Source organism: Anaerorhabdus sp. (assembly GCF_036637135.1).
Taxonomy (GTDB): Bacteria; Bacillota_I; Bacilli_A; order Erysipelotrichales; family Erysipelotrichaceae; genus Anaerorhabdus.
The window spans coordinates 1-24,089 of sequence record NZ_JAVWNC010000021.1; the positions used below are offsets into that span (position 1 = coordinate 1).

At 32.7% G+C, this 24,089-nt stretch carries 21 protein-coding genes; 18 read left to right on the plus strand and 3 right to left on the minus strand.

Annotation, left to right across the window (positions count from 1 at the left end; genetic code table 11):
* The first annotated feature begins 242 nt into the window (after positions 1-242).
* From RR643_RS05510 to RR643_RS05595, 18 genes are all read left to right on the plus strand, one after another.
* Positions 243-2,342 (plus strand): BglG family transcription antiterminator, encoded by a 2,100-nt coding sequence (locus tag RR643_RS05510; protein WP_332482610.1) that lies wholly within the window; start codon positions 243-245, stop codon positions 2,340-2,342.
* A 110-nt stretch (positions 2,343-2,452) separates the two neighbouring features.
* Positions 2,453-2,896, plus strand: coding sequence for a PTS sugar transporter subunit IIA (locus tag RR643_RS05515; protein WP_332482611.1), 444 nt, complete (start codon positions 2,453-2,455; stop codon positions 2,894-2,896).
* A 16-nt stretch (positions 2,897-2,912) separates the two neighbouring features.
* A complete protein-coding gene (locus RR643_RS05520; RefSeq protein ID WP_332482612.1) occupies positions 2,913-3,191 on the plus strand; it encodes a PTS sugar transporter subunit IIB in 279 nt (92 codons plus the stop codon).
* A 20-nt stretch (positions 3,192-3,211) separates the two neighbouring features.
* On the plus strand, positions 3,212-4,495 hold the full coding sequence (locus RR643_RS05525) for a PTS ascorbate transporter subunit IIC (RefSeq protein ID WP_332482613.1): 1,284 nt from the start codon (positions 3,212-3,214) through the stop codon (positions 4,493-4,495).
* 58 nt (positions 4,496-4,553) lie between these two features.
* The gene (locus tag RR643_RS05530) at positions 4,554-5,324 is read left to right on the plus strand and encodes an HpcH/HpaI aldolase family protein (protein WP_332482614.1); all 771 of its coding nucleotides are present in this window, start codon (positions 4,554-4,556) and stop codon (positions 5,322-5,324) included.
* Positions 5,321-5,929, plus strand: coding sequence for an SIS domain-containing protein (locus RR643_RS05535; RefSeq protein ID WP_332482615.1), 609 nt, complete (start codon positions 5,321-5,323; stop codon positions 5,927-5,929). The genes RR643_RS05530 and RR643_RS05535 overlap by 4 nt, the downstream gene beginning before the upstream one ends.
* A 1-nt stretch (position 5,930) precedes the next feature.
* Positions 5,931-6,827 carry a 4-hydroxy-tetrahydrodipicolinate synthase gene (gene dapA / locus RR643_RS05540; protein ID WP_332482616.1) on the plus strand — a complete coding sequence of 299 codons (897 nt, stop codon included), beginning with the start codon at positions 5,931-5,933 and terminating at the stop codon, positions 6,825-6,827.
* Between the two features lies 1 nt (position 6,828).
* Positions 6,829-7,461 carry a ketohydroxyglutarate aldolase gene (locus tag RR643_RS05545; protein ID WP_332482617.1) on the plus strand — a complete coding sequence of 211 codons (633 nt, stop codon included), beginning with the start codon at positions 6,829-6,831 and terminating at the stop codon, positions 7,459-7,461.
* A gap of 165 nt (positions 7,462-7,626) precedes the next feature.
* Positions 7,627-10,557: an EAL domain-containing protein gene (locus tag RR643_RS05550; RefSeq protein WP_332482618.1), complete on the plus strand. Its 2,931-nt coding sequence runs from the start codon at positions 7,627-7,629 to the stop codon at positions 10,555-10,557.
* Positions 10,558-10,700: 143 nt separating this feature from the next.
* Positions 10,701-11,669, plus strand: coding sequence for a serine hydrolase domain-containing protein (locus RR643_RS05555; RefSeq protein ID WP_332482619.1), 969 nt, complete (start codon positions 10,701-10,703; stop codon positions 11,667-11,669).
* Between the two features lie 163 nt (positions 11,670-11,832).
* Positions 11,833-13,347, plus strand: coding sequence for an ABC transporter substrate-binding protein (locus RR643_RS05560; RefSeq protein WP_332482620.1), 1,515 nt, complete (start codon positions 11,833-11,835; stop codon positions 13,345-13,347).
* 5 nt (positions 13,348-13,352) lie between these two features.
* Positions 13,353-14,303 carry an ABC transporter permease gene (locus RR643_RS05565; RefSeq protein WP_332469997.1) on the plus strand — a complete coding sequence of 317 codons (951 nt, stop codon included), beginning with the start codon at positions 13,353-13,355 and terminating at the stop codon, positions 14,301-14,303.
* The gene (locus RR643_RS05570; RefSeq protein WP_332469996.1) at positions 14,303-15,127 is read left to right on the plus strand and encodes an ABC transporter permease; all 825 of its coding nucleotides are present in this window, start codon (positions 14,303-14,305) and stop codon (positions 15,125-15,127) included. The genes RR643_RS05565 and RR643_RS05570 overlap by 1 nt, the downstream gene beginning before the upstream one ends.
* Before the next feature lie 11 nt (positions 15,128-15,138).
* Complete coding sequence (locus tag RR643_RS05575; RefSeq protein ID WP_332469995.1) at positions 15,139-16,113, plus strand: ABC transporter ATP-binding protein; 975 nt, start codon at positions 15,139-15,141, stop codon at positions 16,111-16,113.
* Positions 16,106-17,077 (plus strand): ABC transporter ATP-binding protein, encoded by a 972-nt coding sequence (locus tag RR643_RS05580; protein WP_332482621.1) that lies wholly within the window; start codon positions 16,106-16,108, stop codon positions 17,075-17,077. Before RR643_RS05575 ends, RR643_RS05580 begins: the two co-directional genes overlap by 8 nt.
* A 1-nt stretch (position 17,078) precedes the next feature.
* Positions 17,079-17,897, plus strand: coding sequence for a metallophosphoesterase (locus RR643_RS05585; RefSeq protein ID WP_332482622.1), 819 nt, complete (start codon positions 17,079-17,081; stop codon positions 17,895-17,897).
* Position 17,898: 1 nt separating this feature from the next.
* Positions 17,899-18,597: an HAD family hydrolase gene (locus RR643_RS05590; protein WP_332469992.1), complete on the plus strand. Its 699-nt coding sequence runs from the start codon at positions 17,899-17,901 to the stop codon at positions 18,595-18,597.
* Positions 18,590-19,105 (plus strand): metallophosphoesterase, encoded by a 516-nt coding sequence (locus RR643_RS05595; RefSeq protein WP_332469991.1) that lies wholly within the window; start codon positions 18,590-18,592, stop codon positions 19,103-19,105. Before RR643_RS05590 ends, RR643_RS05595 begins: the two co-directional genes overlap by 8 nt.
* Positions 19,106-19,186: 81 nt before the next feature.
* On the opposite strand, the gene RR643_RS05600 is transcribed toward RR643_RS05595, so the two are convergent.
* The 3 genes from RR643_RS05600 to RR643_RS05610 form a co-directional block, all read right to left on the minus strand.
* Positions 19,187-19,780, minus strand: coding sequence for a helix-turn-helix domain-containing protein (locus tag RR643_RS05600; protein ID WP_332482623.1), 594 nt, complete (start codon positions 19,778-19,780; stop codon positions 19,187-19,189).
* Between the two features lie 162 nt (positions 19,781-19,942).
* On the minus strand, positions 19,943-21,826 hold the full coding sequence (locus tag RR643_RS05605) for an ABC transporter ATP-binding protein (RefSeq protein WP_332469989.1): 1,884 nt from the start codon (positions 21,824-21,826) through the stop codon (positions 19,943-19,945).
* Positions 21,813-24,008, minus strand: coding sequence for an ABC transporter ATP-binding protein (locus RR643_RS05610; RefSeq protein WP_332482624.1), 2,196 nt, complete (start codon positions 24,006-24,008; stop codon positions 21,813-21,815). The genes RR643_RS05605 and RR643_RS05610 overlap by 14 nt, the downstream gene beginning before the upstream one ends.
* Positions 24,009-24,089 lie beyond the last annotated feature (81 nt).

Here is a 24,089-nt window from a genome sequence, read left to right on the forward strand (position 1 = left end):
TTGAAAAGTATGGTCTAACTTCTACTGAAATTATGAAACAAGTTAAAGAAAATATGTAATCAGTAAATTGGATATTAGATACTAGCTCAATGAGAAATCATTGGGCTTTTCAGCATGGGTGTAAGAAGTGTTTAATGCATGTACAAAATTTAAACTTGTAAATAAAATGAAAGCAAGTACGATAAGATTGTAGAAGAATTTAACTTTGAATTAACGTATAATAATAGAAGGTAGGGGATAATATGGATAATAAGGTACATGCATTAATCGGTCTACTAAGTAAGAGTTCATTTCTAACTCTTAAAGAGATTGAGACACAAACATCATCTACCCGTCGTCAAATTTACTATCGCTTAGATAAAATTAATCAAGAACTAGTGGATAGAAAACTTGAGGTGTCTAAAGGTTCCATCACAATTACAGAAGATATTAGGAATAAATTGATTACACTCATGAATGAAGACAATGAAAGTGAGTATTTTTTATCTTCCAAAGAACGTCAATTATATATGTACCTTTATATGTTTATAGGTATTCCATATATATCACTTAATCATTTCATTGATAGTTTAAAAGTATCAAAATCTACTGTCTTAAATGAACTAAAAGATTTAGAGAAGTCATGTCATGATTATGATATAGAAATTCAATATGATCGATCAATTGGCTATTTTTTACGTGGTAATGAAATTGATATACGTCGTTTTATGATGCTTGAAGTTATTAATACACTATCAATAGATAATAATGGAAAACTATTTGATTTATTTATTAATGATAATAATCTAGATATATTCCAATATTCAAAATTAGTTATACAAGAACTCTCTAATCAACATCGAATTGAATTTGTAGAAGATAGGATTGCGGAGTTCATATATATTTTAATATTCTTAAAAACTCGACTTGCGAATAATCCAGATATTGATATTTCAACAGATTTTGTGTCAATAATGAAAGACGATACAAATTTAGAAGTGATGAAGAATACGAAAGAATATAATTTTGTAGATGACTTAATTAAGAATTATAAGCAAGCAAATTATATATCGGAGCAAGAAAAAATTTATTTAACAGCGTGGATATTGGGATTATCAATTGGTAATCTAGAAGAAGATACAGATGATTGTTTAACGATTGCGAATATGGTAGATCGATTAATGTATCGATTTGAAATATTAAGTGGAGTGCAATACAAAAATACAGAAGATATTTTTAGAAAATTATATTGTCACTTGAGACCTACATATTATCGCTTGCTTTATCATTTGCCGATTGTTAATCCATTAAAGGATAAAGTAAAGGAAGAGCATGATAAATTATACAAGCTGGTATTAGAAACTGTTAAACCATTAGAAGCGTTATTTTGTCATGAAATACCGGACGATGAAGTAGCTTATTTAACAATGCACTTTGGTGCTATTTATGCTGATAGAGAAATTGTCAAAACAAATAGTCAAAAAACAGGATTAATTGTATGTAGTAATGGATTGGGAAGTTCTGCAATTCTTTACTCAGAACTATCCAATCTATTTCCAGAGATTCATTTTCTCAAACCACTAGAAAGCTCAAATCTAATGATTGTGGAAAGCGACTTTGATATTATTTTTTCAACTACATACTTAGATGAAAGTATGCTCCATGATAAACCAGTGGTATATGTTAGACCAGTTATGAATATGCAAGAAAGATATCAAGTAGTAAGAGAAGTATGTATGAAATTAAAAACCACATTTAGTAATATTCCAGATATTGAAAAAGTAATATCACTTGTAAAGAAACATGGAGTTATTAATAATGAATTAGGATTAGCGAATGATTTAATAGCTTATTTTTCAAATAATGAGCAAAAGATTGGATCAGATGAAGGGTTAATGTTGTCACAAATGGCTGATCCTAAATTGATGAATATTCAACTTGAAGCAGAAGACTGGGAAGATGCAATTCGTAAAAGTGGTCAATCCTTAATTGACTATGGCTATGCGACAGAAACATATATTGATGAGGTTGTAAATTCAACAAAGATTAATGGTCCTTATTATGTAGTCACAACTAATATTGCATTGCCACATGTTAAATCAATGTTTGGTGCATTAAAAATAGGATTAGCTATTTCAGTTTTAAAGGAACCCATTGTCTTTGGTAATAAAGATTTAGATCCGATCAAATATATTTTCTTTTTAACAGCATTAGATAATAAAACACATTTAACTGCATTGAGTATCTTAGTTGATTTATTTAATGATGAAGAATTCTTTAGGTGCTTAGATGGTGCCAAAACAAATTTGGAAGTTAGTGATTATATAATTAAATATGAAGCAAATAAACTATCTAGAAATTAGGTAGTTTATTTTTTGTACAAATTACAAACAAATGTTGAACTCAATAAAGATTGTTAAAAATGTTTGGTAAATATAAACTGTAGTTGTAAAGGTAAGGGGTGAGTTAAACAATGCTCAAGAACATGATCAGCCAAGAGTTAATAACACTCAATGTTGAAGCGACTGATTGGGAAGATGCTATACGTAAAGCAGCTACACCATTAGTAGAACAGGGAAAGATAAAAGAATCTTATGTCGACGGGATTATTCGTGCAGTGCATGAAATCGGACCTTATTTCGTTTTAACAAAACATGTAGCGTTAGCTCATTCAAGACCAGAAGATGGTGTAATCGCTGGTGCAATTGGAATTGCTACACTAGCTACTCCAATTGAATTTGGAAATGAAGATAATGACCCAGTCAAATATATCTTCACACTATCTGCTGTAGATAATAACGCACATCTAGAGGCGTTAAGCGATCTTGCAGGTTTACTAGAACAACAAGAGTTTTATGACTTCCTAGACAATGCAAAAAGTCCAGAAGAAGTTATGAATTACATTAATGCTATTTAAGTGAAAGGAGCTTAATATGTACAAAGGATTAGTTGCATGCCGTGCAGGTATGGGATCAAGTATGTTACTAAAGATTAAAGTGGATCAAGTAATTAGCGAAGAAAAAATGGATTTAAAAGTTGAACATGGGAACTTAGATTCATTAATAGGTTTCAATGGTGATGTTGTAATTACAATGGAAGATGTAGCACATGAAATTGCTGATAAAGCACCATATGTAATTGGGGTAAGAAACATCATGGATAAAGAAGAAATTAAAAAGAAATTAAATGAATTTCTAGCAACAAAACAATAAATAAATAGGAGGATAGAAAGATGTTAGATGCGATATTAGGGCAAACGCGTAATACAGCACTCATTGTTGGTATTATTGCGTTAGTAGGATTATTATTACAAAGAAAATCTGCTGTAGATGTAATATCAGGAACAGCAAAAACAATTATGGGATTCATGATCTTCAATATTGGTTCAAGTTTCCTAGGTACGATCGTAGCAAACTTTACTACATTATTTAATACAGGGTTTGGTATTGATGGAGTTACAACACAAGTAGAAGTTGCAACAGCAATGGCTCTTGATACTTACGGTACTGAAGTAGCGTTAGTACTATTAGTAGGATTTGCAGCGAACTTATTGTTTGCAAAATTCACACCGTTTAAGGCAATCTTCTTAACAGGTCAACACTTCTTATACTTTGCATGTGTATTAGCATTAGTATTTATTGCATTTGATTTACCAACAGTAGTTACAGTAATTGGTGGAGGTATCATCTTAGGTTTCTGTGGTGCAGCTTTACCAACATTGTGTCAACCATTTATGAATAAAATTACAGGTGATGACAAGTTAGCAATTGGTCACTTCAACTGTTTCGGTTATGCATTATCAGGCTACATCGGAAAATTATTCAAATCATCAAATAAAGAAAAAGGTGATGCTAGTAATGTTAATTTACCTGGTTTCTTCTCATTATTCCGTGACTTTATTTTCTCAATCGCAATCTTCATGGTTGTCTTATTCTATATCGCTGTATTTGCTTGTGTAGCTACAGGAAATATGGAAGTAGTTCAAACAATGTCAGGAAATGATTTATGGTTTGTATATCCATTATTACAAGGTTTACAATTTGCAGCAGGTATGAGCGTATTGATTTATGGGGTTCGTCAATTTATTGCAGAAATCACAGCAGCATTCGTTGCAATTTCTGAAAAGTATATTCCTAACTCAAAACCAGCAGTTGACTGCCCTGCAATCTTCCCATTTGCTCCAACAGCAGTAGTTATTGGTTTCGTTGGTTCATTCTTAGGTGGATTGTTTGGAATGTTAATGATGATTTTATTCAAGAGTTCAGTTATTATGATTCCAGCAGCAGGTATCTGTTTCTTCTCAGGAGGAACTTGTGGGGTATTCGGTAATGCTTATGGAGGATGGAAAGGTGCTCTAGTTGGATCCTTCATTGTAGGTATTGGATTAGTTGTTCTACCATTATTACTATATCCTGCATTCGCGCAACTTGGAATTTTAGGAGCAAGTTTCCCTAATATTGATTACAACATTATTGGTACTGGTTTATATAACGTAATCAAAATATTCGTTCATTAATTAGTTTACTTAAGAACAGGGAAAGCTCCCTGTTCTTATTTTATAAATAGAGGATACTATGGAAAAGAAAATAAATGGAAATAAAAATTCGTACCATGGTTGTTTTATGAAAATTATTAATAATCCAGCGATGGTATTGTTAGCTAAAAATGCAGGAATGAATTTTCTATTTTATGATATGGAACATGGAATGTTTAGCTTCAATGAAATACATACCATGAGTTTAATCGCTAAACCAAATGATATAGATATATTTGTTAGAGTACCTGAGTGTACAAAAGGATACATATCGAGAGCATTAGATGCAGGGGCAACTGCGGTTATGGTGCCAATGGTAGAAACAGTTGAACAAGCAAAGACATTAGTTGAGTGGTCAAAGTATCCACCAATTGGTAAACGTGGATATGCAGGAGGGGCCAATACATATTATGCTCCGAGTGGAAATCATGAAACAAATATGAAGAATATGAATTCAAAAACACTTACTATTGCTCAAATCGAAACATGCAAAGGTTTAGAAAATGCAAAAGAAATAATAAGTATGAATGGGATTGATGCAATTATAGTAGGTCCAGCTGATTTATCCATTTCTTTAGGAATTCCTGATAATAAAGATGAAATCAAATTAATTGAAGAAATATCAAAAATTCAACAGTTATGTATGCAACACGATAAGTATTTTGGAATTATTGGTAAAATTAGTCTGTTAGAAAAATTTAGTAATTACATTCAAATCATGGTTTCAGCAATTGATATCAATTGTATAACAGAGTCATTAAAGAGTTATGAAAAAGAATATGAAAGAATTGAAAGGAAAGAAATGGTATGACAGAATTAGAATTATTTCTTTCAACTATTAAACAAGAAGTTGAAGAAAATATTGAGAATATAAATAAAGAAAACTTGATTAAGGCTGCATCAATTATACTTGATAGCGAAAAACAAGGTGGTCGATTACATGTTACTGGTATTGGTAAACCAGGACACGTTGCTGGATATATTGCTTCACTCTTATCAAGTACAGGTACATCCGCTTATGAACTCCATGGTACTGAGGCAGTTCATGGATCAAGTGGACAAGTAAAGCCTGGTGATGTTGTTATTGCAATTTCAAATAGTGGTGAAACAAGTGAGTTAAAAGCAACAGTAGAAACACTAATTAGAAATGGAGCACATGTCATTAGCTGCACTGGAAATGAAAACTCTTGGTTGTCAAAGCATTCCGAAGTTTGTTTAGTAGCACATGTTACTCAAGAAGGAGGTCCATTAAATAAGGCTCCACGAGCTTCGATATTATCGGAAATACTTGTGCTTCAATCATTGAGTATTTTATTACAAGAAAATAAAAAATTAGATTTAAATGATTATGTTAAATGGCATCCAGGAGGAAGTCTTGGCCAAAGTATAAGAGAAATACAAAAGGAGGAAAAGTAAAATGAAAATTGAAGGAATTATTACGCCAATCGTAACTCCCTTTAAAGAAGGAACACAAGAGATTGATTTTGATGCAACGCGTACTCTAGTTAATCGTTTAATTGATAGAGGAATTCATGGGTTATTTCCGTTGGGAACTAATGGTGAGTTTCATGTGCTTAGTGATGAAGAAAAAATTGAATTTGCAAAAGTAGTGATTGAAGAAACAAATCATCGTATACCTGTCTATGTTGGAACAGGATGCAATAGTACTAAGCACACGATAGAACTTTCAAAGAAAATGAAAGAACTGGGTGCAGATGCAGTTTCAGTTGTTACACCTTATTTCTTAATTCCAAGTGATGAAGAAATTTATAATCATTACAAAATGATTGCAGAAAATGTAGAATTACCAATTATTATTTATAATATACCAAAATGTACGGGTATGAATTTATCGGCAGAAGTATTAAAACGTTTAGTTCATCTTCCTAACATAAAAGCGATTAAAGACAGTAGTGGTAAATTAGATAATCTACAAGGATATTTGGATGCTGTAAAAGGAACTGATGTTAGTGTTTTGATTGGATCGGATTCCACAATTCTTAAGGGGTTATCCATGGGGGCTTGCGGAGCTGTTGCAGGTACTAGTAATTGTATTACTAAAGAAATTTTGGGTATCTATAATAACTTTAAAGAAGGTAATATGGAAATGGCAACGAAGTATCAAGATTCAATTGAACCATATCGTGCAGTTTTGAAACTTGCGACAACACCTGCAATCATGAAGATGAGTGTAAGTTTTGATGGTGAAGATTGTAATGTCGGACCTGCAAGATATCCTGTATCTCCATTAAATGATGAACAAATTGCAAAAGTAAAAGAAGTGGTTGAATACTACCACAACTTGGTAATCTAAAATGTTAAAAGCAAGAACTACAATGCGAATGCACAACACTGGTGCTTTGGCAATTGTGAGAGTACAAACAATTGAGAGAGGCTTAGAAATCGCAGAAGGTTGTTTAACGGGTGGAATTGATGTATTAGAGATCAGTTATACATTGAACAATGCTGGAGATGTTATAGAAGCAATTTCATCAAAGTTTGGTGACGATATTTGTGTGGGTGCCGGAACCATATTGGATAGTGAAACAGCTAGGCACGCTATTCTAAAAGGAGCGCAGTTCATCATTGCTCCAAATTACGATGAAGGAGTTGCAAAGATTTGCAATCGTTATCAAATACCGTATGCCCCTGGATGTACTTCATTAACTGAAGCAGTAAATGGATTAACAATGGGTGCAGCATTTATTAAAGCATTTCCAATATCTGATTTCTATGGTCCAAAACTATGCAAAGTATTTAAAACACCCCTTCCCAATATGCCAATTCTTGCAAGTGGTGGTATAACACTATCTAATTTGGATGAATGGTTAGAAAATGGAGTAGACATTTGCGGTTTTGGAGGACTATTAAGCAAAGGGACAAAAGAAGAAATTGCAAAAAATGCTCAAGCAATCAGAAAAATAATCACGGATTATAGAAATAAGTAAGCGCCGAAGGGCGTTTTCTTATTGGGAAGATAGAAAGAATATAAATAAAGGTATGTCGTTTATGGATTGCTTGTGATAAAATAGGTGTAATTAATCCAAGTTTTTTTGTAATGTAGTTGAAAATAATTATTTTGTGAAAGCGAATTTTTGTAAGGGGAAATAAATATGATGAAATATATTTATGGGTACAAGAAGAAGTTTTGTTTTAAATCTTATAGAAAATGGTGTATAGCGTTCTTTTTGAGTGTTACAATTCTTTGCGCTTCATCATTCCCTAGTTATGCCGAGATAGTAGATTCCAACAGGGTAATCCGCGTTGGCTTTTTTGCGTTTGAAGGTTACCATGAAACAGATGAGCATAATCAACGTGGAGGTTATGGATACGAATATCTTCACGAAATGGCTAAGTACACCGACTGGGAGTTTGAATATGTTGATGGTACGTGGGAAGAGTGTCAAGAGATGCTTGCAAATGGGGAAATTGATCTATTAACATCCGCACAATATAGTGAGGCAAGAGATGAAATATTTGATTTTTCTTCTACTTCTATGGGGACAAGCTATGCTCAACTGACTGTTTCTTCTGATAATACGACATTCCGTAGAAATGATTATCCGCAATTTAATGGAATTCGAATTGGTTTACTTCAAGGGAATAGTAGAAATGCACGGTTAAGTGAATTTGCTGAAGAAAAAGGATTTACCTATACTTCGGTTATGTATGATACACAAGAAGAATTAGAGAATAGTTTACAAGCAGGTGAAGTGGATGCAGTTCTGACAAGCAGCTTGCGTAAACTGAATAATGAATCAATAATTGCGCAATTTGCACCTTCTCCTTTTTATGCAATCGTTAAGGAAGGTAACAGTGAATTGCTTCAAGAAGTGAACATGGCTTTAGAAGCGATAGAGATGAATAATCCAGCATTTCGATATAATCTTTATCAAGAATATTATCGTGATGACACGGGTAACAGCTTTGAACTTTCTCGTGAAGAGAAAGAATATTTGGAAACAAACCCAACAATTCGTGCAGTAATTCGACCAGATGTTTCTCCTATATCTTATTGGGAGGATAATGAGTTTAAAGGTATTTCTGCTGATATTTTGGAATATTTAATGTCAGATTTGAACATAGAAGTTGAATATATTACAGCAGACTCACTATCAGAAAGTTATGAAATGTTGCGCGATGGAAGAGCGGATATCTCATGTTTATTTGAAAGTGATTATAATTTAGCAGAACAATATAGAATGCGGATTACTTCACCATACTTAAAGACAAATTACAGTATGATTTCTCGACAACATGCAAATCTAAATGAGAAGGATGTTCAGTCGATTGCGATTGTTGAGGGTGGATTAACTGAAGCGGACTATGTTCAATCCCATTATCCAAACGCAATACAAGTACCTGTTAAATCGACTGGTGCAGCAATCAAAGCGGTAGCTAATGGAGAAGCTGATTTTGCATTAGTTAATGTCTATTCAGCGGAAAAAGGATTAGCAACATATTCAAATCTGCGCGCAAGTTTTATAAATGATGAAGAACAACAATTTTCAATAGGAGTATCACAAACAGTAGATGCACGCTTATTTTCAATTTTAGACAAAAAAATAAATACAATAAGTAGGCAATCATTAAATGATATTCTTTCAAGACATACGATGTTTCAACAAACACCTATGACACTTTCAAATTATTTTAGGCAACATCCTATGGCATTTTTTATGGTTAGTATGATTATCTTTGCGATTATCGTTGGTATTTTAGTGTATATCGCATTGATCAATAGAAGACATGCAAAGAACATTTATGATCTTGCTTATGTGGATAAACTTACAAACCTTTGGAATATAAATGGATTTTTGTACCACGGAAAGGCATTGTTGGCTAAAAATACAAAAGAAAATTTTGCGGTTATTGCAATTGATTTGGCCAAATTCTCTAGTATTAATGAAGACTATGGTCGTCAGGTTGGAGACAAAGTTTTAGAAGGATTAGGTAACATTATCAATCGATTTAGTAATGATCAAACGGTTGTAGCTCATGGTGATGCGGATCATTTTCTCATGTTACTAAGTTATAAGAATAATGAAGATCTACATGCAACATTGAATGCGATAATAGGTATGATAGGTTCATATAAGATTGATAATTTGTTGCTTCAATTCCATGCCTACATCGGTGTAGGATTTGTTCAACAACAAGATTCAGCGTTACTCCATGCGATTGATCATGCAGGAATTGCACGAAATAATTGTACGATTGACCAACCGATTGTATATATGGATCAAACATTACAAAATAATATACTTAGAGAAAAAGAGATACGTGAACATGTTGAATCTGGACTAGCTCAAGGAGAGTTCATTGTATACTATCAACCTAAAGTAGATATGGCTGCGAAGAAGATTGTTGGTGCTGAAGGACTCATTCGATGGAATCATAGCAAATTAGGTTTTTTGAATCCTGCAGAATTTTTACCTATAATTGAGCAAAGTGGATTAATTACTGAAATTGATTTCTTTGTTCTAGAACAAGCTTGTAAACTAATTCGTAAGTGGATAGATGAAGGACAAGAACCAACGATTATATCTGTAAATCAATCCCGTACACATTTCTTAAAGAGTAATTATATTGAACGTTTACAAAATACGATTATCAAATACAATATTCCACCAGGATATATTGAACTGGAGATTACGGAAACATTATTTGGTCAAGAAACTATCTCCAATGAAATTATCAAGAAAATCAAAAACCTTGGATTATTAATATCAATCGATGATTTTGGGTCAGGTTATTCTTCATTACATCTACTTCATCAAATTTCAGTGGATATATTAAAGATAGACAAAGGACTTTTAGATGAAAGTGATAAAGAAGAAAAAGTACGCAATATTATTCATAGAGTTGTTCAAATTGCGACTGATTTGAATGTAGAAGTTATTTGTGAGGGAGTTGAAACTAAGGAACAAATGGAGTTCTTATTGGGGATTGACTGTAAGTATGCACAAGGATTTTTATTTAGTAAGCCATTACCTGAAGATGAGTTTGAATTGTTAATTAGAAAAGGTTTATTCGCAGAATAAAATTATGAAGAGAGGTCTGTTTTTGAAGAATAGACTTCTTTTTTTTCATTTATCACGAAAGTTAAAAAAGTTCTTGCAATCAATTTTTAATGAACTTATCATTCAATTAAGGATATCCTTCCAAACAATAGAGGAGGAATTAAATGATACAAAATTTAGATGAATTAAGAGGGCTTATACAAAAAGATTATGATAATACTGCAGGTATTATAATCAAGAAAAAAGACAAGGTAATTTATGAAGAATATTTTGATGAATCAAATCAAGATACGGCTTCACATTTATTTTCGATGACAAAAAGTATAGTATCAATATGTATTGGTATTGCGATTGATCAAGGATATATTAAGAGTGTAGATGACAAAGTATTGGATTATTTTCCTGAGTATGAAGTTAAAAAAGGAGAAAAAACAATTCAACAAATTACGATAAGACATTTACTTACAATGACTGCACCTTATAAGTATATTTTCGCTCCTTACACAAAACACTTTAGTAATACAGATTGGGTAAAAAGTGCATTAGATTATTTAGGTGGTAAAAAACCAATAGGTAATTTCAGATATACACCGATTGTGGGACCAGATATTCTGACTGGAATACTTACGAAAGTTACGGGTAAGTCAGTGTTGGATTATGCGAGAGAGAATTTGTTTAATCCTTTGGATATTCATGTGGAAAAATCAATTGTATTTAAAGATAAGGAATCACAAATGACTTATTACAAAACGAAAACCATAAGTGTTTGGGTAAGTGATGAGATGGGAGTTAATACTTGTGGCTGGGGATTATCTTTATCTGCTCGCGATTTAGTGAAGATTGCAGAGTTATATTTAAATCATGGTCAGTATCATAATCAACAAATTGTATCTGCTGAGTGGGTTAGGCAAAGTACATCTAAACAGAGCACTTGGAAAAGTAAAAACTTGGACTATGGATATTTGTGGTGGCTTGTAAAAGATGGATATGCAGCACTTGGTGATGGTGGAAATGTAGTATATGTAAATAAAAAAGAAAATATGATTGTAGTAATAACAGGATATTTTAAACCTAGATGCAAAGATCGATTGGATTTAATTGAACAAGTTATTGTTCCATTATCGAATAAATAAAAAGAAAAGGATTGCACTTGTAAGGGCAATCCTTTTCTTGTGTAAAATAATTTAACAATTAAGCTGCGTACTTAACATTTACTTTACGTGAAATTGATGTACTTAACATTTCTCAATGCTAGAATAAACCCGCAACACAAAAAGGATATGAGAGGGAATGAAGATGAAGAAATTATTATTAATTGTTGCATGCTTCTTATTAGTAGCATGTTCAGCACAACCAAGTACTTCGGGTAATACAAGTACACCAGAAGCACAAACTCCTAGCAACAAAGTTGTGGTAGGAATTAGTCAAGACTTTGATTCACTAGATCCACACAAGGCAAGTGCTACAGGTACACAAGAAGTTATGTTCAATATTTTTACTGGTTTAGTAAATACGTTACCAAGTGGTGAAATTGTACCAGAATTATGCACTGAATATATTGTAAGTGATGATTTAAAAACATACACATTTACATTAAGAGATGACGTAATATTTCATGATGGTAGTAAGATGACATCTAAAGACGTGAAGTATAGTTATGATCGTTTAATTGGTAAAACAGATGATCAAACAGAACCATTATCAGCGGATTTATCAGCACTAATCGCAAGTGTTGAAACACCGGATGATACAACGGTTGTATTCAACTTAAATTCAGAAGATGCATCCTTTTTATCAAAATGTTTAAATGCAATTATTCCTGTTAATAGTGGCGCAACACAAGCTACAAATCCAGTAGGTGCAGGACCATATAAATTTGATTCATATACAGCAGGTATTGGAATCAAAATGATGAAGAATGAAAATTTCTATCAAGAAGGATTACCAAAACTTGAAGAAGTAGAATTTAAAATTTTCGCTGATGCGAATGCAGGGCAACTAGCGATGGAAAATGGCGAAATTCAAATTATGTCAATGCCAATCGCAAATGCAAATGCAATGTCTAGTAATTTTAATGTAATTAATGCACCACAAAACATGGTTCAATTGATGGCATTAAATCATGAATTTGAACCATTTAGTAAAGTAGAAGTAAGACAAGCAATCAATTATGCAATTAATAAAGAAGAAATTATTAGTGCTTTATCTCCAGGTTCACAACAGCTTGATACAAACTTTTCACCAGTAATGGAATTCTATTATAATGATCAACTTAAAAACTATTATCCACACGATGTTGAAAAAGCTAAAGAATTATTGAAAAGTGTTGGAGAAGAAAATTTAACATTTACAATTACAGTTCCAAGTGAATATACACTACATGTTGATACAGCAACTATTATTCAACAACAACTTGCTCAAGCAGGTATTACAGTGAATATTGAAACAATTGAATGGAATAGTTGGTTAGAAGATATTTATAAAAATGAAAAATACGAATCAACAGTAATTGGATTTACAGGGAAGATTGATCCACATCCAATCATTGCGCGTTATCGTACTGACTATAATAGAAACTTCGTAAATTATAGTGATAAAGATTTTGATGCTTTAATGGTTAAGGCAACACAAACTAAAGATGTGAATGACAGAGCAGATTTATACAAACAAGCTCAAGAAAACTTAACGAAGAATGCGGTATCAGTATTCATTATGGATCCATCAATCAACGTTGTTATTGATAAGAATATTACAGGATATCAAACATATCCTATCGGCTATATTGATTTAAAGAATGTTTCATATCAATAGAGTAAATGAATAAAATTATTAAAAAAATATTACAGGCATTATTAACGATGTTTCTAGTTTCACTAATTATTTACCTTATGTTTGAAATAATACCAGGTGATCCAATACTTGCGAAACTAGGGGAAGTCTCTGATCCAGCATTAGAGGCTTCCCTTCGTCTTCAATATGGGTTGGATAAATCAGGTATTGAGAGATATTTTATCTGGATAATGGGTATCTTTAGAGGTGATTTAGGAACATCGATACGATTTAATGTGCCGGTAAATGAATTGATTGGAAGCCGACTAATCAATACATTTAGCTTAGCTATGTTCTCCATGGTTTTAATCGTGTGCATAGGAATACCAGTCGGTATTTTAATTGCAAAGAATTCCAAGAAAACAAGTGGGTTTATATTCAATATGCTTACTCAACTTGGAACATCAATTCCATCATTTTTCTTAGCTATTGTTTTAATACTGATTTTTTCAATCCAATTGAAATGGTTCAATGTAATTAGCTTTGTACCAATTACTGAAGGAATATTACCGTTCTTAAAAGGACTGGTTTTACCATCAGTTGCAATTGCGATAGGTTCTATTGCGACAGTTGCTCGATATACAAGAACATCTGTACTTGAGGAAATGAGTATGGATTATGTAAAAACTGCAAAGAATAAAGGAATTAGTAACAATGGAATTTTATACCGACATGTATTACCAAATACACTTGTTCGTGTAATCACAATTATAGGTTTAACTGTATCTAGTATTTTAGGAGGAGCCATTGTAATAGAATCTGTTTTCTCCATACCAGGTATTGGTAGTTTATTGCATGTCGCAATCAAGAGTAGAGATTTGCCATTAGTACAAGGTATTTCACTATATATCACATTTGTAGTTGTCATCATCTTTATGATCTTAGATATATTGTACGTTGCAATAGATCCAAGAATGACAGTAGAAGGAGGTAAGTAATGTTGAAAAAAGCTATGTTTAAAAATCCATATTTTCTAATTGGATTTGTAATCACTTCGATCTTACTTATTTTAGCGATTGTAGGTATATTTTATACACCATATTCTCCAAACAGCATTGAGGTTATTTATGCTTCATTAAAACCAAGCTTTGAACATTGGTTAGGTACAGATAAACTAGGTAGAGATATTTTTTCTAGAATTATGTATGCAGGACATCTCGCTTTTGGTACAAGTATTTGTTCAGTATCCATTAGTTTATTTATAGGTGGTACATTGGGGTTGATTAGTGGACTCGCAGGAGGGTTCATTGATACGGTCATCACTAAGTTCTCGGATGTCATTCGTTCAATACCGGGTATATTATTTGCGCTTATGATCATCGCAGTTCTAGGTAAAGGTTTTATTAATACAGTCATTGCGATTTGTTTTATTACAATGCCTTCATTCATTCGTATCGTAAGAACAAATGTGCTTGAGATTAAAAATAGAGAATACATCCAATGGGCAAACATTGTGGGTGTAAATAAAATAAGAATCGCTTTGGTTCATGTGTTACCCAATATTGTATCTCCAATTATTGTAATGGCTACAATGGGTGTTGCAAGTGCAATTCTTACAGAAGCATCATTAAGCTACTTAGGTCTAGGTATACAACCACCAAATCCAAGCTGGGGACAAATGTTAAGTGAAGCTCAAGCTAATATTTCAACTGCGCCATGGGAAGCAATTTCAGTTGGTGTTTGTATCAGTTTAATGGTATTGGGATTTAATTTACTAGGAGATGGATTAAGAGATTATTTAGATGTTAAGAATATAAAATAGGAGAGCATAAGATGGAAGAAATATTAAGAGTCGAAAATCTTAGTGTAAATATACATAAAGGAAAAGAAGTATTTAATGCAGTTAATCAACTATCTTTTTCTATAGGGCATAGCCAAGTTCTAGGATTAGTTGGAGAAAGTGGTTGTGGAAAAAGTATTACAAATTTAGCTATCATGAAACTACTTGCACCTAATGTAAAAAGTACAGGTGATATTTGGTTTAATGAAAAAAGAATTAGTGAAATGGATGATAAGCAATTCAATGATTTACGCGGTAATGAAATTGCGATGATCTTCCAAGATTCAATTTCAGGTTTAAATCCATTAATCAAAGTAGGGCACCAAGTTGAAGAAGTATTTACAAAAAGAAAGAAAATGAGCAAGGAAGTAGCGAAAGAAAAAGTACTTGAGCTATTTGAAAAGGTAAGAATTCCAAACCCGCAAATGACATACAATAAATATCCGCATGAGTTATCAGGTGGTCAAAGACAAAGAGTTATGATTTCACTTGCGATTGCATGTAAACCAAAACTGTTAATTGCGGATGAACCTACTACAGCATTGGATGTAACAACGCAACAACAAATTTTAAATTTACTTTTGGATTTAAAGGAAGAAATGCAAATGAGTATCATCATTATCTCGCACGATTTAAATGTAATTCGTAAAATGTGCGATAACATTTTGGTTATGTACGCTGGAAAGGTTGTTGAAAAAGGAAGATGTATAGAAGTATTATCAAAACCTCGACATCCTTATACATTAAGTCTTATGAAATCAATTCCTTCAATTGCTTCAAAAGGGAAGTTATTAGAATGTATTGCAGGTACTGTGCCATCGGTTGAGGATAGACCAAAAGATAATCAATGTTTATTTGCAGATCGCTGTAATCGTAAATGTATGAATTATCAAGATGTTTCTGTGTATACAAATATTTCAGAAACACATCAAATACTTTGTCAGAGAAAAGGAGATTTGTATGACTGATACAACAAACTTACTCACTGTAAATCATTTAGTTAAAAAATATCCAGTACGTAATCGCGGAATGCATAAAGAAGAATTTTATGCTTTGAATGATGTAACAATCAAGATTGGACATAATGAAGTTGTAGGATTAATTGGTGAAAGTGGTTGTGGTAAAAGCACACTGGGTAGAATCATTGTTAAACTACTTGATGCAACAGATGGGCAAGTACTATTTAGAGATCAAGATATCAGTAAAATGAGTAATAAGGATTTTAGTAATTTGCGACATAAGATACAAATGATATTTCAAGATCCTAATGGTGTATTAAATCCGCGATTTAAAATTAGGAAAGTATTCGATGAGTGCCTTCGTGCAAAAGGGATTAGGGATGAAAAAGAAAGAACCGAAATTATCATGGGTAATTTGGGAAAAGTAGGATTGAACGAAAGTTATCTAAGTCGTTACCCTCATGAGTTATCAGGAGGACAAAAACAAAGAATCGCTATTTTACTTGCGTTATTAATGGAACCAGAATTAATCGTAGCGGATGAAGTAGTATCTGCGTTAGATGTATCAGTACAATCTCAAATATTAAATTTATTGAAGGAACTTCAAACGACATCCAATCTTTCTTACCTCTTTATCTCTCATGATTTAAACGTTGTTTACCACATCAGTGACCGCATCATCGTAATGTATTTAGGTGAAATTGTAGAAGAAGGAAGCGCTGATGACATCTTCCATCATCACAAACATCCTTATACAAAGATGTTGTTTGAATCATCTTTTTACAGTGAAGATGAATCCGCTACAAAGAATGATGTTGTAGGTGAAATCAGTGATTCGATGAATGATAAAGCTGCATGCAAATTTTATAGCCGCTGCGTGAAACGTTGTGATAAATGTAAATCAACTAAACCAGAACGTCGAGAAATCCAACAAGCACATTTTGTGCAATGTCATTGCATAGAGGAAGCGTAAAATGAAAAAAGTAGGAACATTATCCGATATTCATGTTGATGAAAATGATTATGAAGAAATAATGAATGAACTATCTAAGGTAATAATTAAAAGAAAATATGATTACTTTCTAATAGGTGGTGATATCTCTAGTGATACAGATACATCACTAAAATTCATAAGTGAATTAGAAAATAAGATTGATACAGAACTTATCTGGGTTGCAGGTAATCATGACTATTGGCAAGAAAATACAGATCTAAAAACGATGGCTGAAGTACGTAAAAAGCTACGTCAATGTCCTAGTTATTTAAACGGATACAAAATCATAAGTGATCATTGGGCAATAGTAGGAGATACGGGATGGTATGATTATAGCTTTGGATCAACTAAATTTAGTATCAATCAATTTATGAAGAAGAAATACATGAGACGAACTTGGCAAGACTCAATACGCATTAAGAAAGATAAAAGCGATATAGAGATTCATGATCATCAAATCAAAGAAGTTAAAAAATCCATGAAGTCATTAAAAAAATATAATTTGATTTTTATGACGCATATGATTAATCATCCAGGATTTAAAGTACATAAAAACATGAAGATGTGGGATTATTTTAATGCTTTTTTAGGAAGTGAAAGTTTATTCAATTTAACATTAAGTGAAAATGTAAAACACATCATATCAGGACATGTTCATTATCGTCGTCAAATTATTGAAAGAGGTAAGAATTACTATTGTGCATGTCTAGGAACAAAAGATGAATTTAAATATTATGGTAATGAAGATTTAAAATGGAATATTGAAAATGCCATTTTAGAGTTTAAATTAGGAGAGTAAAATGATTAAAACAGTATTTGTAGATTTGGGGTATACCTTAACATTCAATAATAAACATATGATTTATAAAAATGTTTTGGAAGAATATGGATATAAATATGATTTAGAGGAAGTAGATTATGCATTTCATTTAGCAGATAAACATATCATGCATTATTTCTCAAAGTTGTTTATGATGAAGAGTAGTAACTATATGGATATATACATCGCGATGGTTAACTACTATTTGGGTATTGAAGATGAACCAAGACAATATGTAAATAAATATAGAGAATATGTAAAAACAAAAGGACTGAAATGGGAATTATTTGATGGAGTTCTATCTGCGATTGATAAAATTAAGGAACAAGGAATTAAGATTATCTTAGTATCAAATTGGGATGAATCTTGTAGAAGTGTGCTAAGGAGTCTTAATTTAGATGAAAAGTTAGATGACTTTGTGATTTCATCTGAAGTTAAATGTGAGAAACCAGAAATAGGAATATTTGAACATGCACTAAAGAAGGCAAATTGTAAAAAAGAAGAGTGTTTGTTTGTAGGTGATAACTATTATGATGATGCGATTGGTAGTAAACGATTTGGCATCAAATATGTCATTATTAATCGTTTTGGTGATAAAGGAATGGAAGAGATAAAAGAAGATACAATAACTTCTTTTAAAGAGGTACCTCAAGTTATTCAGGAGCTACAACATGTCTAAAATTTATTTTATTGCGGATACACATTTTGGACATCAAAAGATTATTAATTATGAAAGCCGTCCTTTTGAATCAGTTGATGAAATGGATGATACGATAATTCAGAACTGGAATGAAATCATTCAAGAAGATGATGTGGTATACATTTTGGGTGATTATAGTTTTTATGATTTTGAACATTCAAAAGAAATAACAAGTCAATTAAAAGGTAAGAAATATCTAGTCATGGGCAATCATGACGAAGAAGATGAAAGTGTTTATCGTCAAATGGGATTTGTGAATGCGTATCGATTTCCAATTATTCTCAATAACTTTTGGATTTTGTCGCACGAACCTGTTTATATAAATAAAAACATGCCGTATGCGAATATCTTTGGACATGTTCATGGTTGTAATATTTATTCAGATGCAAGTGCGCAAAGTTTCTGTAGTTGTGTAGAAAGATTAAATTATAGTCCGATTGAATTTGAAGAAGTTAAAAAAATAATTATGGGAGCAGTGCATAAATAAGAATGAAATTAGGTGTATTGTCAAAATGACGATACACCTAATTTTGTTATGTAGTAAACAATGTTGTGGATGGGTTTAAATTCACACGCGTATTCTTTCTTTTTTCATTAGCCCATGACGATTGCAATAAAAATAGATATCGCTACCAATCATTTTTGGAATACGTATTTCAGCTGTTTGTTCAGGATAAAGTTTTACAAAAAGTAATCTATCTAATGATACACAGGCTACAAATGAAATAAAATGTGTTTTTGTCATCTCGTGTTGTACTGTGATATAAAATTCTCCCTCGATTTCAGCTACGTTTATTTCGTGTAATGAATTTGCTTTGTGAGAAATCAAAGGTGCTAGCTTTCTTCCACAGCATGATATTTCCACTTCTCCTGTACCGAATTGAACGCTTCCACAGATAGGACAGATATAGAAGTTTATCTTTTTCATATTCCCTTTATCGTTTTGATTAGGCACTAAATCACCGATTAAAATTTTCTCAATATTTACTCCTAAAATATCGGATAGTTCTTGTAGAAGTGAAATATCGGGACATCCTATCCCTCGTTCCCACTTAGAGATTGTCCTATCGCTAATATTCATAGCGTCAGCCAATTCTTTTTGCGTCATTTCTTTTTCTTTGCGTAAACTAAAAATAAGTTTACCTACTTTGTTACAATCCATAGCAACTACCTCCATGTTTAGTGTAATTAGTATTTAGAATATTTTCAACAAACGCTCCGTTGAGTTTTGATAGATGGAGAAAAAGTATAATACAAAAAAGGTGGCACAGCTCTTTTAAGGAGCAGCGCCACCAATACTTATTAATGCTAATATCAATAATTTTTATTCTTCACCCTCATCAAATTGTGAGTTGTAAAGTTGAGAGTAGAATCCACCTTTTTCAAGTAGTTCTTCATGTTTACCAACTTCAACGATATCTCCATCTTTCATAACTAAGATTAAATCTGCATTACGAATTGTAGATAAACGGTGAGCGATAACGAATGATGTACGACCTTTCATTAGGTTTTCCATACCTTTTTGAATTAATAATTCTGTACGAGTATCTACGGATGATGTTGCCTCATCAAGGATCAATATCTTTGGATCTTTCAAGAAGGCACGAGCAATTGTAAGTAATTGCTTTTGACCTTGTGATATATTTGTAGATTCTTCGTTGATTTCAGTATTGTAACCATCTTCTAATGTACGGATGAAGTGATCAACATATGCAGCATCTGCTGCTTTCATGACTGCTTCATCACTTGCATGTAAATTACCATAGCGAATGTTCTCCATGATTGTGCCATTGTATAACCATGCATCTTGAAGTACCATACCAAATAAACTTCTTAAGTCATTGCGTGAGTACTCTTTAATATCATGACCATCAACATAGATTGTTCCACTATTCAATTCATAGAATCTCATTAATAGTTTCACGATGGTTGTTTTACCAGCACCAGTAGGACCTACGATCGCAACTTGTTTACCAGCGCCTACAAAGGCACTGAAGTCATGGATAATAATCTTGTCTGGGTTGTAACCAAAGTGAACATTCTCGAATGATACTTCACCTTTGATATTGAGATTTCCATTTTCATCATAAATAGAAATTGGATTTTTTGTTTCTTCGATTTCCTCTTTTTCATCTAAGAATTCAAATACACGTTCAGCAGCAGCTGCAGTTGATTGGAGTACGTTCATGATTTGAGCTGTTTGTGTAATTGGTTGGTTAAAGCTTCTTACGTATTGGATGAAGGCTTGGATATTACCAATATCTACTCGACCAAGTATCGCAAGGAATCCACCGAGAATACAAACACCAACATAACCTAAGTTACCAATAAAACTTGTGATTGGCATCATTAATCCTGAGAAGAATTGCGCTTTCCATCCAGCATTGAATAGTTTATCGTTAAGTTCAGTGAATTCACTAATAGAACGTTCTTCACCATTAAATGCTTTCATAACTAAGTGACCACCATACATTTCTTCAACGTGTCCATTAACACTACCTAGTATTGTTTGTTGAGCCTTGAAGAACTTTTGTGAACGTTTAACAACCAAGCTAACCGCAATACCTGATAAAGGAATTACAACTAATGCCATTAATGTCATTTCCCAACTAATGGTAAGCATCATAACGAAGATACCAACAATAGTTACCATAGAAGTTAGTACTTGTTGTAGTGATTGATTTAAACTTTGTGAGATTGTATCAATATCGTTTGTAACTCGAGATAAAATTTCACCATGAGTTTTTGTATCAAAGTATTTAAGAGGCATACGATTAATCTTCTCAGATAATTCTTTACGAAGATTGAATGAAACCTTTTGAGTGATACCTGACATGATCCAATGTTGTGCATAGGATAATAGTGCACTCAATACATAAATACCTAATAAGAATAATAAGATTTTACCGATAGCTGCATAATCGATTCCTGCGCCACCTGAAAACTTACTCATAAGTCCAGTTGCAAGTTCATTTGTAGCGTTACCTAAAATCTTAGGTCCAAGAATTGTGAATACGGTACTACCAATCGCAAAGAATAATACGGCGAAGATAGGTACATAGAATGGTTTTAAATAACCGATGAAATTTGACATTGTCTTGTTGAAATCTTTTGCCTTTTCACCAGTTCCCATCATTGCGCCAGGACCGCCGCCAGGTCCACCCATAGGGCCTTTTCTTTGAGGAACAGCTGTTTTATTGTCTGCCATGTTCTAGTTCCTCCTTACTTAATTGAGAATATGCAATTTCTTTATATACTTCACATGTTTTTAATAACTCCCCATGTGTTCCCATACCAACGACTTGTCCTTGGTCTAATACAATAATTTTGTTTGCGTTAAGAATTGTACTGATACGTTGAGCTACGATAAATACGGTACTCTTTGTTTTTGCGGTAAAGTGACCAAGTGCAGCACGTAAGTTAGAATCTGTTTTATAGTCAAGTGCTGAGAATGAATCATCAAACACATAAATATTTGGATTCTTTGTAATCGCACGAGCGATTGATAAACGTTGTTTTTGTCCTCCAGATACGTTTGTACCACCTTGAGCAATTGGTGTTTGAAGACCTTCTGGTTTGCTTTCGATGAATTCTTTTGATTGTGATATATCAATTGCAGTTTGAATCATTTCTTCACTTGCATTTTCATCTGCATAGCGTAAGTTAGATTCGATATCACCAGAGAAGAGGACACCTTTTTGAGGTACATAACCAATTTGATTACGTAAGTCATGTTGTGTGAAATCTTTAATGTTGATACCACCATATGTAATCTCACCCTCAGTTACATCGAAGAATCGAGGTAATAAATTAATAAGAGTTGATTTACCAGAACCTGTACTACCAATGAACGCAACTGTTTCGCCAGGGTTTGCAGAGAAAGTAATATCTTTTAATACATATTCTTCTGCACGTGGATATTTGAAGTAAACATGGTTGAAACAAATTTCTCCATTCGTTGTAGGAACTGCTTTTGGATGTTCTGGATCATGAATAGATGGTTTAGTATTAAGTACTTCAAGAATACGTACAGCTGAAACAGATGAACGAGGTAACATGATCGCAATCATTGATACCATGATGAAGCTCATAAGTACTTGCATTGTGTATTGTAGGAAGGCCATCATAGAACCAATGTCCATGGTTCCTAAATCAATTTGTTTTGCAGCAACCCACACAATTAATACCATGACAGAGCTCATAATGAAGTTCATAACTGGCATAACACTAGCCATCGTACGATTAACAAATAAGTTTACTTTTGTAATATCTGTATTTGCTTTTTCAAAACGTTTTTCTTCATGTTTTTGTGTGTTGAAAGCACGGATAACTAACATACCATCTAAGAATTCGCGCATAACAAGATTCAAACGGTCTACTAGTTTTTGGATAATTTTGAATTTAGGAAGTGTAAATGTGAAGGTTGTGATTAATACAACCATAATGACACCAATAACTAATCCCAAAATCCAAAGCATACTAGGATATTGAATTACTTTCAATAAAGCTCCAACTCCCATAATTGGTGCATACAATACAATACGAAGCATCATTGTGAATACTTGTTGTATTTGTTGAATATCATTGGTTGTACGTGTGATTAATGAAGAAGTTGAGAACTTACCAAATTCATTGCTTGAGAATGACTCAACTTTCGTGAATACATCTTTACGTGTATCGCGGGCAACTTTTGCAGCTGTTTTACTTGATAAGAAGGCACCTGCAATTGCGAAGGCTGCACCAATTAAGGCAATGATTAACATCAAGAATCCTTCTTTAAAGATGTAGTTGGATTGAATGGAGTCAGTATTTATACCTAATGCTTGGTATTCTTGCTTAACCATGACTTTGGCAGCACTTTGAATATTTTCTTCAGAATAACTTGCCATACCCTCTTCAATCTTGGATTCCATTTTAGCTAACATTTCTGGATTTGCTTGGATAGCTTGCCAAATATCAACACCCTCAGGAAGATTCATTTTTTTAATTGCTTCTTCACTAGATAATGTGCGAATTAGTAATAATGGTTTAGCGATAACGGCTTCTACCTTGGAATGGTCATCTTTATTTAGTACATAAAAACGATTAACATTAACCCCAGGATAATCCTTAAGTACAGTTTCGTCTTCTCCAGTTATTAAAGTGTAAGAAGATTGAATGATACTTTTATCAGCATCATTTGATAAAAGTAAGACTTTATTCATTGTATCTTCACTCATAATATCTGGTGCACTGCTTACGATTCCACCATACTGAATACCATCGGTAACGATTTTAGACATATAATCAGGTAAAGCTAGTTCTGCTTGTACTTGTCCAAAAACCAGTCCGAGGATAACAATTATCGATAAAATGTAAGGTTTACAATATTTTAATAATAATTTAAACATGGTACACTCCTTTCTTTAGAGTGATAATATATTACCACGGTAATATAAAAATGTAAACGAGTTTATACTTTGATATTGCGG

Excerpts from the sequence above, each read along its gene's own strand:
- RR643_RS05530 (WP_332482614.1), top strand. The coding sequence starts at position 4,554 with ATGGAAAAGAAAATAAATGGAAATAAAAATTCGTACCATGGTTGTTTT.
- RR643_RS05525 (WP_332482613.1), top strand. The coding sequence starts at position 3,212 with ATGTTAGATGCGATATTAGGGCAAACGCGTAATACAGCACTCATTGTT.
- RR643_RS05535 (WP_332482615.1), top strand. The coding sequence starts at position 5,321 with ATGACAGAATTAGAATTATTTCTTTCAACTATTAAACAAGAAGTTGAA.
- RR643_RS05565 (WP_332469997.1), top strand. The coding sequence starts at position 13,353 with ATGAATAAAATTATTAAAAAAATATTACAGGCATTATTAACGATGTTT.
- RR643_RS05520 (WP_332482612.1), top strand. The coding sequence starts at position 2,913 with ATGTACAAAGGATTAGTTGCATGCCGTGCAGGTATGGGATCAAGTATG.
- RR643_RS05590 (WP_332469992.1), top strand. The coding sequence starts at position 17,899 with ATGATTAAAACAGTATTTGTAGATTTGGGGTATACCTTAACATTCAAT.
- RR643_RS05545 (WP_332482617.1), top strand. The coding sequence starts at position 6,829 with ATGTTAAAAGCAAGAACTACAATGCGAATGCACAACACTGGTGCTTTG.
- RR643_RS05575 (WP_332469995.1), top strand. The coding sequence starts at position 15,139 with ATGGAAGAAATATTAAGAGTCGAAAATCTTAGTGTAAATATACATAAA.
- RR643_RS05550 (WP_332482618.1), top strand. The coding sequence starts at position 7,627 with ATGATGAAATATATTTATGGGTACAAGAAGAAGTTTTGTTTTAAATCT.
- RR643_RS05510 (WP_332482610.1), top strand. The coding sequence starts at position 243 with ATGGATAATAAGGTACATGCATTAATCGGTCTACTAAGTAAGAGTTCA.
- RR643_RS05585 (WP_332482622.1), top strand. The coding sequence starts at position 17,079 with ATGAAAAAAGTAGGAACATTATCCGATATTCATGTTGATGAAAATGAT.
- RR643_RS05600 (WP_332482623.1), bottom strand. The coding sequence starts at position 19,780 with ATGGATTGTAACAAAGTAGGTAAACTTATTTTTAGTTTACGCAAAGAA.
- RR643_RS05580 (WP_332482621.1), top strand. The coding sequence starts at position 16,106 with ATGACTGATACAACAAACTTACTCACTGTAAATCATTTAGTTAAAAAA.
- RR643_RS05595 (WP_332469991.1), top strand. The coding sequence starts at position 18,590 with ATGTCTAAAATTTATTTTATTGCGGATACACATTTTGGACATCAAAAG.
- RR643_RS05515 (WP_332482611.1), top strand. The coding sequence starts at position 2,453 with ATGCTCAAGAACATGATCAGCCAAGAGTTAATAACACTCAATGTTGAA.
- dapA (WP_332482616.1), top strand. The coding sequence starts at position 5,931 with ATGAAAATTGAAGGAATTATTACGCCAATCGTAACTCCCTTTAAAGAA.
- RR643_RS05570 (WP_332469996.1), top strand. The coding sequence starts at position 14,303 with ATGTTGAAAAAAGCTATGTTTAAAAATCCATATTTTCTAATTGGATTT.
- RR643_RS05610 (WP_332482624.1), bottom strand. The coding sequence starts at position 24,008 with ATGTTTAAATTATTATTAAAATATTGTAAACCTTACATTTTATCGATA.
- RR643_RS05560 (WP_332482620.1), top strand. The coding sequence starts at position 11,833 with ATGAAGAAATTATTATTAATTGTTGCATGCTTCTTATTAGTAGCATGT.
- RR643_RS05605 (WP_332469989.1), bottom strand. The coding sequence starts at position 21,826 with ATGGCAGACAATAAAACAGCTGTTCCTCAAAGAAAAGGCCCTATGGGT.
- RR643_RS05555 (WP_332482619.1), top strand. The coding sequence starts at position 10,701 with ATGATACAAAATTTAGATGAATTAAGAGGGCTTATACAAAAAGATTAT.